This window comes from Streptomyces sp. NPDC002835 (genome assembly GCF_053591995.1).
Genome location: NZ_JBSFUW010000075.1, coordinates 1 through 12841 on the forward strand (window position 1 = coordinate 1; position 12841 = coordinate 12841).

Consider the following 12841-nt stretch of genomic DNA (forward strand, 5'->3'; position numbering starts at 1 on the left):
GGGTGCGGTGCGGCTGACAGGGCCGCCCGTGTAACTCAAGTCCGTCCAGCGCACCCTTCGCTCCCAGGGCCAGTAGCCGATCAAAGGACGCGACTGATGGCTGCAGGACGGGGACTGTAAATCGTGCGCTCGATTGAAACAGACCCCTACTTGCGCTGGCGCAACGCCAACGCCCGACACCCCGATGCACTGGCTGCCCGACGCCGCGAACGCGCCCGTATCCGCAGTGAGAAGGGCATCCGCTGGGGAGGATGTCCACTCACCAACGCGGCATGAGCGAAGGTTTCCCGGTCAACGCACCAGGTCGCACCACGGGCCGTCCGGAACCAGGGCAGCGAGAACGGACATCAATGCCGGCGGCTCGATTCGATCGGCCAACGTGTCCAGGTCGGACCACGCGACCCAGGCGTGTTTGTGGAGATTGACCTGTTCATCGGGGAGGAGACCGGTTGGCCTCAACGTCGGCCGCTCCTCGGCGAAATGGGCCACGAAGAAATCCTCCGGCCCGACATACCGCTTCCCGTTCCACCAAACGTCACGTTCGACTGACACAGATCGTTCATGGACCGCAGAGGCATCCAGGCCGGTCTCCTCCGCGAGTTCCCGCCGGGCTGCCATCAACGGTGTCTCGCCCGGTTCGATGCCGCCACCAGGCGGCTCCCAGAGCAACGCCCCGTCAAACGGGTCACGCCAATGGAGAAGGAGCAGACGCTGGGCGGCATCCAGGCAGATCACCCGCGCGGCGGGCCGATGCGTTGTCTCCACAGCTTTGACACTACTTGGCACGATGAACGACCACCCGGCGAACGTTCACGGTCACGGCAGTAGGGATGGAGCTCGTGCTACCAAAGCCAGCGGGCGAGGAACTCCGGCCAGATGAACCCCTCGTACCCGGCGAATGCAGGCGGGTCGAACTCCGCGAGTTCTGCGGCGAGTTCCTCGAGTTCGGCCAGGACGGCGTCCTCCTCGTGGAAGTCCGCGTTGAGCAGCAGGTCGCAGGTGTCGACGCGCAGCCCGTAGTGGTGCAGGCATTGGATCCACAGAACAACGGAGGAGTTGGCGAACCATGCCTTGCCGTCCGGCATCACGTAATGGACGACACCGGTGCCCGGCTCGACGGCCCATGACGAGGTCAGGACACCGTCGGCGTAGTCTGGGCGCTGATCTTCGGCGAGCAGGTAGAGCAGTCGTCCGTCAGCGGTCGATACCGCCGGCTCCGCGTCCGCCCGGAAGCACACTCGTGTGAAGGGGACGTCGTTGCTGTTGGGGATGCCGACGTCGACAAGGACCGCCTTGTCCGCCTCGGGGATGCGCCACTTGGCCACCGTCTGGCGATCGGCCCGGGTAACGCCTCCCTCACCAGCCCAGTCGACAAGATCGTCGTACGCGAGACCCTCGTAGAACAACTGAGCCCCCTCTCCGGGAGCACACGCTATCGAGGGACCGGGGAGCATGCTTGACCCGGGTCGCCCGGCAGCACCGGAAAGACGGGTCCTGTATGAGGAAGCGCTGTAGCGCAGCGAGTCGCTGGCCCGTCCGCGGGCGGCCGTGCCCGGGCTGACGTGAGAGAGACGTCGAGCGAGGTGCCCCCGGTTGATCGGGAACGGCCACCGGCGGCCCCTATTGGAGGCTGTCGTACACAGAGTCCGGCCACGGCTCGAGGTGTCCTGCCCACGGGTCGTGGTCGCCGTGGACGGCGTACTGGGCAACCACACCGGCGAAGATGTTCGGGTTCGGCTGCGGGGGCTCGGGGTAGCGGGAGGTGTCCTGGCCCCAGGCGGCGAGTCGGTCGATGGCGTACCAGCGGTAGGGAGTGTCGCGGGCGGCGAGTTGGTGGACTGCGTCGGTCAGGGCGGGGATGTGGTGGGCCAGTGACGGGTCGGCCAGCAGAGGCAGGATCGCGAAGAGGGCGGCGTCGCGGACCTGCTGCTCACTGTCGCCGAGGAACGGGTGCACCGCGTCGTAGAGGGCTGGGCGGGTCGCAAGGAAGGCGTCGATGTCTTCCTGCGCGCCGGGCGGCCACTCGGGCGGATAGTCCGTGTCCTGGGCGGTGTCCCCGAGCCAGCCGAGCAGAAGCACCCGCAGCGAGGACAACTGCTCGCCGTGCTGGTCGATCTCCCAGGGCCTCTGCCGGGTCACCCTTGCCAGTGTCCGTGGATCGCCCAGGACCGCGGCGACGAACAACGCCGCCGGCGCCGTGGCACTGTAGAAGGACCCCTGGTGCGTCACCGCGCTGTACAGATCCCGCACCGCCGTGCCCTGGACCCGCGGATCGTCATCGAGCAGTTGCCGAAGGATCACCGGCGTCATCGGCGCCACATTCGGGCAGCAGTGCTCCACGCCATTCCAGTCCGTCCGCAGCAACAGCGCCCGCACATCAACGAGACCCGTACTTCCACCCTCGTTCGTCATCCGGCGAGTGTGACAGCCACCTCGGACACGCCAGCTCTGAGGCTGCGATCCGAGAAACCAGCACAGTGAATAGCGCACGGTTGGAATGACGCTCCCTGCCAGCTGGGGCCTACGCCTGGAGTGCGGCCAAGCGTGAGGCATACGCCAACGATCAAGGCTCCGTGACCTCCCTGGTCGCGGTGACTGCCCGCACCAACCGCTCCAAGGCCGACCAGGACCCGGCCGAATGGCTCCCGCCCGCGTCCGACCAGTACTGCCGCTACATCGGCGAGTGGATCGGCACCAAGCTCCGCTGGGGCCTGACCGTCGACGGCGCCGAGCTCGGGGCGCTCAAGACCTTCGCCGACGGCCCCTGCGAGGAAACCGTCATCAACCACCAGCCGGCCGAGTAGAGCTCGAGCACCGACAGCTCGTGCAGGCGGTGACCCGGTGCGTCGTCACGCGTTGATCAACGCGTGACGACGTACACATTGGGGATCGAGGGCGGCCCGCTGGACGGCGGGGCGGCCACGGTGGACGCAGACGACGACGGACGGCCGCCCTACCGGCAGTGCTGGGACGGGGCCGTGTACGTACGCGAGCCGTTCGGACTCGAGCCTCACGACCCCCGCTGGCACTACTGCCACCGAGGCCAGAGCCCTGCCTGAGTCTTCGGCTCCAAGGCAGTGCCGCCGCATCTGTCGAGTGGAGAACTGGGTGATCACCGGTACGGGACACGGAGCCGGTGACCCCAACCTTTCTCTCAACCCCTTGCGACCGTACCCGCGGCGCTCATCTCCCAGGTCGCTATGCCCCTCAACGGGCGAGCACCGGCAGGGATGTCCGCAGCAGGCGCATCGTGCAGCCCACGGACGCCGACATGGCCGCCGGGGCGCCCCTGCACCACTGGGCTCTCGCCCCGGGCGCCACGCTGCGCCTGTGGCGCCGTATGCGGCTGTGGCCGGTCCCGATGAACGCCGGGGCCGTCCAGCGCGTCCGCAAGGAGCCGACGGACCTTCTCACGAACGCGGCCTACAGCGTCAGCGCGCCACGCATCTCGGCCACCGTGCCGACCAGGCGGAGGTTGATGCCGTCCGGGACATGGTGGAGATGTTCACCCGCATCGACGAGCGGCACGGAGGACAGCACGGAGGACAGCACGGCCGGACCGCCGTTGTGCAGTACCTCAGCAGCGACATCGCCGCTCTCTGCCGCTCCACCTTCGCCTCCGAGGATCACCAGTGCGAGGCACTCTCGACCGAGGCCTACGTCGCCTACCTCTGCGGCTGGAAGGCGTAAGACGCGGCCAAGCACGGCCTGGCCCAGCGCTACTCGAGCACCGGCTGTTCTCCCACATCACCATGAACTGGCGCGGCAGACCCCTGACCAGCCGCGAAGTCATGCTCCAGACCATCGCCGCGACCACCAGCCGCACCGTCCATGCCGAACTCGACAGCGGCAGGTACCCCACCGGTATCCGCATCAGCGACGACGAGATCGCTGCCCTACCAATCAGGGTCTTCGATCTTGAGCGGTGCGCCTGCTCAGGGCCTCTGACATTTCGTTACGCTCAGCGACGGCGGTTGGTGGCTGCTGCCGGGGCCGCAGGCGCGTCGGCAGTCCAGGGCAGCACACGGCCACGGTCCCTCTCCGTGACTACGGGTACAGCTTCTCGCCCTTCGCCAGCATCGCTACGTACTTGTTGATTCGGCGCGCCCGGGTCTCGGCCTTCTTGGCGTCCTGGATCCGGTACAGGATCGCGTAGCGGTTCTGCCGGTCCAGTGTCTCGAAGAACTCCGCCGCGCCCGGGTCGGCGGTCAGGGCCGCCGCGAGGTCGTCCGGCACCGTGGCGGTCTTCGCACCGTCGTAGGCCGCTTCCCAGCGGCCGTCCGCCTTGGCGCGGTCGACCTCGGCCTGCCCCGGCGGACGCATCCGGCCCTGCTCGATCAGAGCGGCCACCTTGTCCCGGTTGACCTTGGACCACTTGCTGCGCGGCTTGCGCGGGGTGAACCGCTGGAGCCACCACTGGTCGTCGAACTTTGCCTTCTGGCCGTCGATCCAGCCGTAGCAGAGTGCCACGTCGAGCGCCTGGGCGTAGTTCAGCGCGGCGACTCCGGGGCCCTTCTTACGAAGCTTGAGCCAGATGCCGGACGAGACGGCGTGGTTCTCACCGAGCCATGCCTCGAACGCCTCGGCGGATTCGAATGCGACGATCTCCAAGTCCTGAGTCACCCCAGCAGCGAACCACACCCGGCCGATTGTCATGAGGCATTCGGCACGGCCCCGGATGCGGGATGCCCGCGGGCCTGCGTGATCGTCTCTGTTCTCGACGCAGAACGATCATGCAGGAGCCACGGGCTTGGTCAACGATACGACGTTGCTGCTCGACCTCGACGGGGTGTCCGTCGCGCGGGTTGAGCGGCTGGCCGACGGAAGGCGCCGAGTTCACCTGGTCACGGCCGACGAGACAGCCAGAGCCTGCCCGGCCTGCGGGGTGTTCGCCACCCGGGTTAAGGGCTCGGCGGTGACCCGGCCACGCGATCTCCCTTACGGCGAGAGCGGATTGGAGTTCCGCTGGTACAAGCGCCGCTGGTGGTGCCGCGAGGCCGGCTGCCCTCGCCGGTCCTTCACCGAGCAGATCCCGCAGATCCCGGCCGGTGCCAGGCTGACCGCCCGGCTGCGGGATACGGCCGGGCGCCGCATACGGGATGCCGGCTCCACGGTCATCCAGGCCGCACGGGATCTGCATCTGTCCTGGCCGACCGTGATGGAAGCCTTCCGCACGCAGGCCCGCGACGTCACCGAGGCACCTCTGCCGCAGGTCACAGTCCTGGGCATCGACGAGACCCGCCGCGGACGGCCGAGCTGGGAACAGGATCCGGAGACCGGCAAGTGGCGCCTGACCCGGGACCGGTGGCACACCGGCTTCGTCGACGCCCTCGGCCACGACGGGCTGCTCGGACAGTCGAGGGCCGCACCGTCGCCGACGTCCTGGCCTGGCTCGCCACCACCAGCCTGGACTGGAGAAGGGGCATCGGCTATGTCGCCATCGACATGTCGGCCACCTACCGCGCCGCGATCCGTATCGGCCTGGCGCACGCCACTGTCGTGGTCGACCACTTCCACGTGGTCCAGCTCGCCAACAAGATGCTGTCCATGGTCAGGCGCCGCACCACCGCCGAGACCCGCGGCCGGCGCGGACGCGCCAGTGACCCGGAGTGGAAGGCCAGACGGCGGCTTCTGCGCAACCGCGAGGACCTCACCGACAACCAGTTCGCCACGATGTGGAACACGCTCCTGGGCGAGGGGAAGATCGGGCAGACGCTGCTGACGGCCTGGATAGCCAAGGAGAACCTGCGCACCCTCCTCGCCCTGGCCCGCACCGGAGTCGACCGCCACCAAGTCGGCAACGCCCGCTGGAAGTTCCTCACCTGGTGCGCGGACTCCGACATCCCCGAAGTCCGCCAGATCGCCACCACCGTCGACCGCTGGTGGCCCGAGATCGCCGCGTTCATCCACACCGGACACAGCAACGCCAAGAGCGAAGGGATCAACCGCGTGATCAAGCTCATCGCCCGCAACGCGTTCGGCTTCCGCAACCCCGCCAACCAACGCCTACGCACACGCTGCGTCACCACCCGCCGAGCCCGCGGACACCTCCGCACCGGTCAACTTTGAAGACCCGACAAAACCAAGATCAAATCAACGTGTTGATTCCCGGCAAGCCCTGAAGGGCCTGCCCAACGCGGTCGAGACCGTCGAGACAAGTCCGCAGGAACAGCCGCTGGAAGGCCGCGCTGGACGCGTTCGACAGCACCTTCGACGGCTGGCTCTCCGCAGCCCGTCAGTACCCCCAATTCCGCTGGCCTCACCTACGTAGCCATTGGGTGTCCTTGCCGCCTGCTGATGATGGGCCGCTGCGTCAGCGCCACATGTTGGAGCTGATTTGGTCGAACAGGGTTTCCCACTCACCTTCTTCGTCTGCGAAGGGTGTCGGGTCGACAGCAGTGATCTCCTCAGTCATGCGGTCCACGATGCGTAGACGCTGCTCGTCGTCGTCCGTCTCCAGCGGCAGGTAGTCCAACCGGCCCTTGTTCAGGACGATGAGCGCGTGCACGAGGCTCGATACATCCGCGTGCATCGGCTGGTAGTTGATCTCTCCCTCCGGGAAGGCGTAGATCCGCCCGTCCCGCGGGTCGAGGGCGACTGCGGCGTAGATGAAGTACCCGAGCAGCTCCCAGATCTCCGCTTCCGGCGGCAGTTCGGATCCGACGCGTTCAAAGGACGCCTTCAGGCTCGGGCCGAAACCCAGGCGCTGCGCACGGTTGTCCTCCAGGTCCATCCGCGTGCCAAAGAACTTGCTCTCCGGAAGCCCGACAGTTGCCAGGAAGTCGGCTGTCGGCGCATGGAGGTGTCCGGGTGCTGCATGGGGAAAGTAGGTCATGGAGGTGAGGCCGAACGCCTCGATCGCGGCTTCTGGACTGACGTGGGTAAGCATGCTGGACCTGTCTGTCATGGGTGCCCCTGGCTCTGGTGACGCTTCTTCAATTCTTTCATGTACTCGCGGTGCTCTCGGTCTCGTTCGGGATCTCTGGGAGAGAGCGTCTGGTCGTATGAATTGGCGTGCTCCACTTGCAGGTTCGGATTCTTGGTCTTGAAGTACTCGTCCAGCCACTGGTCGCACTTGGGGGATTTTTGGCAGGGCTCCCGTTCGGTATAGACCTTGGTTATGTTTGCTTCTTCGTTGTGCCGGAGTACCGGGTAGCCGATCGTTCGTTCCGAGTGCGGACCTTCGCTGTCGCCGATGAGAATAATGGGCTTCCCGGTCTTCGGGTTCACGTATTCTGCTGCGGCGAAGTTGGTGCCGCCGTAGTCGTCTTTCGCGAACCGGGCGATCTCCGTGGCCCGCGACAGGTCGGTGGATCCCGATGTAATCTTCTGCGAGACCACCTTAGGGCCGCCGCGCGTGTTCGGGATGGGGTAAGGGTTCGTGCCTTTGGGGGGACGCCAGACGGTCCCATCCTTCTCCAGGACATTCCAAATACCGGACTTGTCATCCTTCGAAACAGCCGACCTGCTGCCGTCGGTGTGAAGTTCCTGCACGGACCCGTCAGCATTGAGCAAGTACATCGGGGTGTCGCCGCCGTCGGGCGTCTTGCACTTGTCGAGCTCGTCCTTGGTGTTTTTGTCGGTGCCCTTCTGGTCCTTCTTGCTCTTGTCGATCTTGCCGCCGTGGTCTTCGAGGGTTTTGACCATCTCGTCGGCCTTTTTGTCGACCGCGTCCTCGGCTTTGTCCATGACGGTGGAGAGTTTGTGGAATCTGCTGTCCTTCTTCACCGATGTTTTTCGGCCGGCTCCGCCGTTCTTGAACTCGCCCTTCTTCTTGTCGAAGTTGGTGGCGGTCTTCTGGTAGTCACCGGCCGCGCGGTCGAACTCGTCGAACTCGATGACGAGGTCTTGGGCCATGTCCGTGCTGCCCATGGCCATGACGTCGTGCGTGCTGCCGCCGAGCTTGTCGGTGAACAGCTTGTCGATCTCCGTGAGGACCTTGGCTTCAATCTTGTCGGTGACGATGGCGGTGATCTGTTCGATGGCGTAGTCGATGGCTTCCTGGATGACGAGCCGTGCGGCGCCGATAGCAGCCGCAGACAGCAGGCCGCTGAGGCCGGCGGTGAAGAACATGCCGACGACACCAGCCGTTGCCGCCGCGGCCGTTGTGGTCAGCTTGCCGATGATCGCGATCTTGCACGTGACGATGAGGTCGGCACATTCGTCGAGGGCGCCGGCCAGGTCGTCGCACCCGTTGGCGAAAGTCGCCAGGTCTCTCGTGGTGAGCTTGCCCCAGCGGCGGTCGATGGCGTTGACCGTCTCGCCCTTGCTCTTGCCGGCGACGATGTGAGAACAGGCGTCGTTGCCCTCCTTGACCGCGTCGCGGACGCCTTCGGCCAGCTTCCGGTAGTCCTTGGCCGAGGCTTTGACTTCGTCCTCGTCGATCTGTGGCCAGTCGATGCCTATGAGGTTCAGGACCTCGACCAGGTCATCCGGCAGCGTCATCCCCATGTGTTACCCCCGTCATACGCCAACCGCCCCACCCTTCACGTCGGCTGAGCAGCCGTCAACTTTGCACATGTGAGGGCGCTGTGAATCAGACAGTCCGCAAGTCGCATTCTGGAGAGCTGCCGCCATCGTGTGATCTTCGTGGAACGAGGCAGGTCAGGGCCTCATCCATCCCGATGCAGACACGGCTGTCCGAATCAAGTGCTACGGCACGGACAGGCGGGCCAGGCCGGAACGTTTGCTGTGCACCGGTGTCCCACTGGATCCACTGCACTGCGCCGTCGCCCCAGGCCACCACGATGGACGGCCCGTTGTCCGTGATTGCGGCATCGAGGGACACCACAGGGCAGGACCGCTGCACCAGGGGCGCGGTCATGGGGGAGTGGCCTGGTGACCAGGCCCGCACGGTGCCGTCCGCGCCGCCGCTGTAGACGAGGGGTACGGCCGGCTCGCCCCCGATAGGGACACTGAGTGCGGCCAGCGACCTCACCGGGCCGTCGTGCAGCGAAGCGGAGTCTGCAACGTCTCCGAAGGCCTGCACGGTGCCGGTGGCGCCGCCCAGCGCCACGATCCCGAGGTCGAGCCCCGCGGCGCAGGCGAGCGCCGTGCCGGTGTGTTCCTGCACGGCTGCGACCAGGCGCTGGGCGCCGGTGGGCGTGTCGTCCAGCAGTGCAGCAAGGCCTGACCCCGCGCGCCGGGCGGCCCAGCTGGCGTCGGCGCGAACGTGACCGGCTTGATCGAGCAGCAGCACGGTGCCGTCCTCGGTGACCGTCGCATCGGCCGGTTCCCCGCGTCCCTGAGGCAAGCGCCCGCGCGGGGAAGCGTCTGCCACGTGCACGGCCTTCACGACGCCGCCAGCACCGACCACCAGCAGACAGCCAGCGAGGAGCCCTCTGCCCAGGGCCAGCGTCGTCACAGCACCAGGCCAGGGCGGCGCCATGTCCCCCCGAACCCGACTCCACTCCACACTCCACTCCGAGCCCGCCGCAAGCTCGACAAGCACAGGCGCAAGCCTCGGATCAGCACAGTCGCCCAGCACACAGAGAAGGCTCAGTGCGCGAGCCGCCGGTGACTGCTCCCTGCACAGGGACTGCCCCGCCCTCAACCAAGCGGCGCGAAGCCCTCCGTGGTCACGGCCGCCGTCACTCTCGTACGCCGCAGTTACCTGCCACGGATCGGCGGCACAGACCGCCACCGGATCAGAAAGGTCCACCACCGTGTCCTCAAGCCCCGACACCGGCCTGCCTCCCCCTTCGCTCAGGGACGCCTTCCACTGCTCGAAGCGACGCTGGTCCCTCCACTGCTCCAGGCCCAAGTCCAGCTCCGCGCAACCGCTGCCGGCCAGACGCTGATGCGCAGGGCTACCGGAACGGGACTCGACGATCAGCCGGACATGCGGCAGGCGGGCCAGGCTGAGCACCAGCTCGGTGCCGTCCCCTTCGTGAAGATCGGGCAGAACGATCACCGTGCGCCGCGGGTCACGCCCCAGCACGGCCACGAGTTCACCCCGATCACGCGCCACGACGCCAAGCTGGTCGGCCAGCGACCACACCGTGCCCCGCACGCTCCGCCCAGCGGCGGGAACCACGGCATGGACCGCACGCTCGGCCGGAGTCCCACGCCGGCTGCCGTGGCGCACGAGCCAGGCGAGCAGCCCCGATTTCCCGCATCCCTCCGATCCAGACACGAGACACAGCCGAGGCGCCTGCGGGTCGGCAAGCCAGCCCAGCAGAGCAGCTGCCGCCGGTTCACGACCGGCAGCAGGACGCTCCCACCGCATCAGCCACGCCTCGCCTGCTCGGCCGCGTGCGTGATCAGCTCCTTGAGACCCTCTTCGCGGGAGTCAGCGCTCGCACCGTAGTCGAAACTGTGGGTGAACTGAGCCTGCGGAAAGGTCTCCTGCATCCATACGGCGCAGTAGTGACCGGGCATGAGACACGGCTCCAGCTCACAGTAGACACGACGCACCTGGTCAGGCTGCACACCCTCCCCGGAAAGGCGGCGCCAGATCAGCTCTTCGGGATGCGGCCGCCCCGGACCCGTGGCCTCCGTGACCACCTGCTTGTCACCTGCGGCATCGACATACTCCAACGCAGCAGAGAAAGGGAAGTTCAAGGTGTGCCGGATGTCGTCGAGGACACGAGGCCACCAGGCCTCCCTCTCCTCGAAGGCAGCCGCATCAATCCGTCGAAGCCCCGCAGACAGGTCACGGAAGACAGCCGCAGCCTCCTCCAGCCCCGAAGCCTCCGCAATCAGCGGCAGCGCGCGGTCCAGGGCCAGCAGTGACGCACTCAGCGTCGAAGCATCGGTGTTCACGAACATGTCATCCGCGACCCCCTCCAGCACGACGGCCTGAACGGCACCGTCTGGCCGCACACACAGGTGCGCCAGACCGTCGAACCCAATACGCGGCCAACTCTCCATCACGGCATGCGGCTGCGGTCCGCCGGAACGGGACGCGACAACGCCCAGGGCTACAGGTTCATCAACAAGCGGAGCGCGGAAGTAGGGAGCAACGCCTACCGGTACGCCACTCCCTTCCAAGAACACCTCCGCAGCCTCCGGCAAGCGGGCACCCGACAAACTGGCCCGCCCGAATCGCCGCAGTCCCTGACGACCGAAGTGCTGAACCAGCTCGTCACGGTCCTCCGGAGCGGGGGAAGGCATGGGAACCTCGCAATACAGGCAGGCGGGCGGTCGATGGTCACAGACGACTTTAGTCGTGAGCAAGGACAGCGATGCCCCAGGACCGCTAGCTGACGGATTTTGCCCGGCCCGCGGAGCAGGCGGCCCACACGCTCACCCACCGGGGCCCGGCTGATCGTGCCCCGCGCCGTCGAGGCGATCATGCGCCCTGAACGTAGCGGGCAGTCCATCACGGCTGCGTGGTGCCCCACGTGGCGGGGTTCGCCAAAAAGGAACTCGGTGCGGAAGCAGCATCACTGCCGGCCCGCCCACCTGCCCGCGCAGCTGATGCGCGCTCCTCGGCGATCTCTGCTGCAAGAGTTGGGCAACCTGGACGGCATGACCAATGGGTGTACCTCGTTCCGGTCGGATCGAGACGATCGGCCCTTCGCCGCCGGCGGCTTGAGGCATCCTCAGGCTGTACGAAAGAGGTCGGACACCACTGGGGCCTGCACATTGCTGTGCGGCTGCGAGTAGCCGACCACGCATCGGGAGTCACAGGCTGGAGGGGTGTCATGGGGTGGACGACGGAAGCATTCGGAGTGTCACACGAGGGCATCGTGGGCGCGGTGCTTGCCGACGGCAGTGAGCCGAAGCCCGTCTACCTGGACTTCGGCAGCGGCGGAGGCTCCGGATGCACGACCGGTGAGTGGTGGGCCTATGACGGCCACTTGGGACGGCCGAAGGCTGCCGCCTACCGCAGTTCCTGCGCCTGCGGCTGGCGCGGGGGAAGCTATCCGATCGACTGGGATCAAGCGGACGAGTACGGCCGCATCGAGGACATCGACACCTCCGGCCCGTACAACGAGTGGAGCGACCACATTCGCGCGGTTGACCGTCAGACCGTGCCGGTACCCGCCGAGCTGTCCGAAGTCATGGAAAAGTTGGAGGATCAGCTGCTCAGGCTCGCCGAACAGGCACCAGTGGCTGCGCTGAAGGCCGTATCCACGCTCGAACGTCTCACGAGAGACGTCGGGCACCAAGCCGCCAGTGCGGCCGAAGCCGATGAACTGTCACCGGAAACCATCGGCAAGGCACTCGGCATCAGCTCTGACCGAGTCAGTGCCCGCCTCCTCACGTACCGCCTGCGACGGTGACGGTCGGCGTGAACCTCCTGCCGATCACCAGGAACGGCATGGTGGCCGTCACCGCGAAGACCAACCGGTCGAAAGGGAGGAAGGACCCGGCCGAATGGCTGCCGCCCTCGCCGGACGCCCTGTGCACCTACCTGGTCGACCGGACGGCCACCAAGTGAGGTTCCCCCGCTGCGCGGGGGTGGCTGACTAGCTGGTCAGGGCGGGTTGACGTGGTTTCAGGTTCACTGGTTCGGCCGCTGCCTGGTCGGCGTAGTGCTTCTCCTCGAACTCGATGGGGCTGAGGTAGCCGAGCCGCTTCTGGATGCGGCGGGGGTTATAGAAGCCGTCGATGTACTCGAAGAGCGCGAGATTCGCCTCGGCCCTGGTCGCGAAGACGCGGCCGCGGATGCACTCGGTCTTGATCAGCATCCAGAGGTTCTCTGCCAGGGCATTGTCGAAGGAGTCGCCGACCGAGCCCATGGACGCGTGGATCCCTGCTCTGACAAGGCGAGTTGTGAGCTTGATGGATGTGTATTGACCAGATTCAACCGGTCGTTGCAACACCGGCCTGTTGCAACAGTAGCTGCTCGTTGAACACCTCGGCCGGTGTCCTCCAGCCGAGCGTCTTGCGG

13 protein-coding genes and 5 pseudogenes are annotated in these 12841 nt (G+C 66.6%); 9 read left to right on the forward strand and 9 right to left on the reverse strand.

Annotated features, from left to right (window positions below; translation table 11 throughout):
• Positions 1-147: 147 nt before the first annotated feature.
• A pseudogene (locus tag ACWD01_RS36100) lies at positions 148-276 on the forward strand (IS630 family transposase); the annotation flags it as partial.
• A gap of 15 nt (positions 277-291) precedes the next feature.
• Here the strand turns inward: ACWD01_RS36100 and ACWD01_RS36105 are convergent.
• The 3 genes from ACWD01_RS36105 to ACWD01_RS36115 all read right to left on the reverse strand — a co-directional run bounded on the left by ACWD01_RS36105 (position 292) and on the right by ACWD01_RS36115 (position 2412).
• The gene (locus ACWD01_RS36105) at positions 292-765 is read right to left on the reverse strand and encodes an NUDIX domain-containing protein (protein WP_451168054.1); all 474 of its coding nucleotides are present in this window, start codon (positions 763-765) and stop codon (positions 292-294) included.
• Between the two features lie 77 nt (positions 766-842).
• Positions 843-1406: an SUKH-4 family immunity protein gene (locus tag ACWD01_RS36110; protein ID WP_451168056.1), complete on the reverse strand. Its 564-nt coding sequence runs from the start codon at positions 1404-1406 to the stop codon at positions 843-845.
• Between the two features lie 214 nt (positions 1407-1620).
• The gene (locus ACWD01_RS36115) at positions 1621-2412 is read right to left on the reverse strand and encodes a hypothetical protein (protein ID WP_451168058.1); all 792 of its coding nucleotides are present in this window, start codon (positions 2410-2412) and stop codon (positions 1621-1623) included.
• A 101-nt stretch (positions 2413-2513) separates the two neighbouring features.
• Between ACWD01_RS36115 and ACWD01_RS36120 the strand changes: the two are divergent.
• The 4 genes and pseudogenes from ACWD01_RS36120 to ACWD01_RS36135 all read left to right on the forward strand — a co-directional run.
• Positions 2514-2804 (forward strand): annotated as a pseudogene (locus ACWD01_RS36120) (HNH endonuclease); the annotation flags it as partial.
• Positions 2805-2867: 63 nt separating this feature from the next.
• Positions 2868-3059 (forward strand): hypothetical protein, encoded by a 192-nt coding sequence (locus tag ACWD01_RS36125; protein WP_451168060.1) that lies wholly within the window; start codon positions 2868-2870, stop codon positions 3057-3059.
• Between the two features lie 433 nt (positions 3060-3492).
• Positions 3493-3690 (forward strand): hypothetical protein, encoded by a 198-nt coding sequence (locus ACWD01_RS36130; protein ID WP_451168061.1) that lies wholly within the window; start codon positions 3493-3495, stop codon positions 3688-3690.
• Between the two features lie 32 nt (positions 3691-3722).
• Positions 3723-4097 (forward strand): annotated as a pseudogene (locus ACWD01_RS36135) (ISAzo13-like element transposase-related protein); the annotation flags it as partial.
• Here the strand turns inward: ACWD01_RS36135 and ACWD01_RS36140 are convergent.
• A complete protein-coding gene (locus tag ACWD01_RS36140; RefSeq protein ID WP_451168063.1) occupies positions 4048-4656 on the reverse strand; it encodes a YdeI/OmpD-associated family protein in 609 nt (202 codons plus the stop codon). The pseudogene ACWD01_RS36135 and the gene ACWD01_RS36140 overlap by 50 nt on opposite strands.
• Before the next feature lie 133 nt (positions 4657-4789).
• Here ACWD01_RS36140 and ACWD01_RS36145 point away from each other — a divergent pair.
• Positions 4790-5161, forward strand: a pseudogene (locus tag ACWD01_RS36145) (transposase family protein); the annotation flags it as partial.
• 143 nt (positions 5162-5304) lie between these two features.
• Positions 5305-6069 carry an ISL3 family transposase gene (locus ACWD01_RS36150; RefSeq protein ID WP_451168065.1) on the forward strand — a complete coding sequence of 255 codons (765 nt, stop codon included), beginning with the start codon at positions 5305-5307 and terminating at the stop codon, positions 6067-6069.
• A gap of 244 nt (positions 6070-6313) precedes the next feature.
• On the opposite strand, the gene ACWD01_RS36155 is transcribed toward ACWD01_RS36150, so the two are convergent.
• The 4 genes from ACWD01_RS36155 to ACWD01_RS36170 form a co-directional block, all read right to left on the reverse strand.
• Complete coding sequence (locus tag ACWD01_RS36155; RefSeq protein ID WP_451168067.1) at positions 6314-6889, reverse strand: SUKH-4 family immunity protein; 576 nt, start codon at positions 6887-6889, stop codon at positions 6314-6316.
• Between the two features lie 14 nt (positions 6890-6903).
• Positions 6904-8451 (reverse strand): WXG100-like domain-containing protein, encoded by a 1548-nt coding sequence (locus ACWD01_RS36160; protein ID WP_451168069.1) that lies wholly within the window; start codon positions 8449-8451, stop codon positions 6904-6906.
• An 85-nt stretch (positions 8452-8536) separates the two neighbouring features.
• Positions 8537-10036: a WD40 repeat domain-containing protein gene (locus ACWD01_RS36165; protein WP_451168071.1), complete on the reverse strand. Its 1500-nt coding sequence runs from the start codon at positions 10034-10036 to the stop codon at positions 8537-8539.
• A gap of 191 nt (positions 10037-10227) precedes the next feature.
• Positions 10228-11115 (reverse strand): nucleic acid/nucleotide deaminase domain-containing protein, encoded by an 888-nt coding sequence (locus ACWD01_RS36170; RefSeq protein WP_451168073.1) that lies wholly within the window; start codon positions 11113-11115, stop codon positions 10228-10230.
• Positions 11116-11693: 578 nt separating this feature from the next.
• Here ACWD01_RS36170 and ACWD01_RS36175 point away from each other — a divergent pair.
• Complete coding sequence (locus tag ACWD01_RS36175) at positions 11694-12230, forward strand: hypothetical protein (RefSeq protein ID WP_451168075.1); 537 nt, start codon at positions 11694-11696, stop codon at positions 12228-12230.
• Positions 12231-12268: 38 nt separating this feature from the next.
• Positions 12269-12385 (forward strand): annotated as a pseudogene (locus ACWD01_RS36180) (HNH endonuclease); the annotation flags it as partial.
• Between the two features lie 31 nt (positions 12386-12416).
• Here the strand turns inward: ACWD01_RS36180 and ACWD01_RS36185 are convergent.
• Positions 12417-12638 (reverse strand): IS3 family transposase, encoded by a 222-nt coding sequence (locus ACWD01_RS36185; protein WP_451168077.1) that lies wholly within the window; start codon positions 12636-12638, stop codon positions 12417-12419.
• Positions 12639-12841 lie beyond the last annotated feature (203 nt).

Coding starts and splice junctions, on each gene's coding strand:
- ACWD01_RS36160 (WP_451168069.1), bottom strand. CDS start 8,451: ATGGGGATGACGCTGCCGGATGACCTGGTCGAGGTCCTGAACCTCATA.
- ACWD01_RS36170 (WP_451168073.1), bottom strand. CDS start 11,115: ATGCCTTCCCCCGCTCCGGAGGACCGTGACGAGCTGGTTCAGCACTTC.
- ACWD01_RS36185 (WP_451168077.1), bottom strand. CDS start 12,638: ATGCTGATCAAGACCGAGTGCATCCGCGGCCGCGTCTTCGCGACCAGG.
- ACWD01_RS36115 (WP_451168058.1), bottom strand. CDS start 2,412: ATGACGAACGAGGGTGGAAGTACGGGTCTCGTTGATGTGCGGGCGCTG.
- ACWD01_RS36155 (WP_451168067.1), bottom strand. CDS start 6,889: ATGCTTACCCACGTCAGTCCAGAAGCCGCGATCGAGGCGTTCGGCCTC.
- ACWD01_RS36130 (WP_451168061.1), top strand. CDS start 3,493: ATGGTGGAGATGTTCACCCGCATCGACGAGCGGCACGGAGGACAGCAC.
- ACWD01_RS36140 (WP_451168063.1), bottom strand. CDS start 4,656: ATGACAATCGGCCGGGTGTGGTTCGCTGCTGGGGTGACTCAGGACTTG.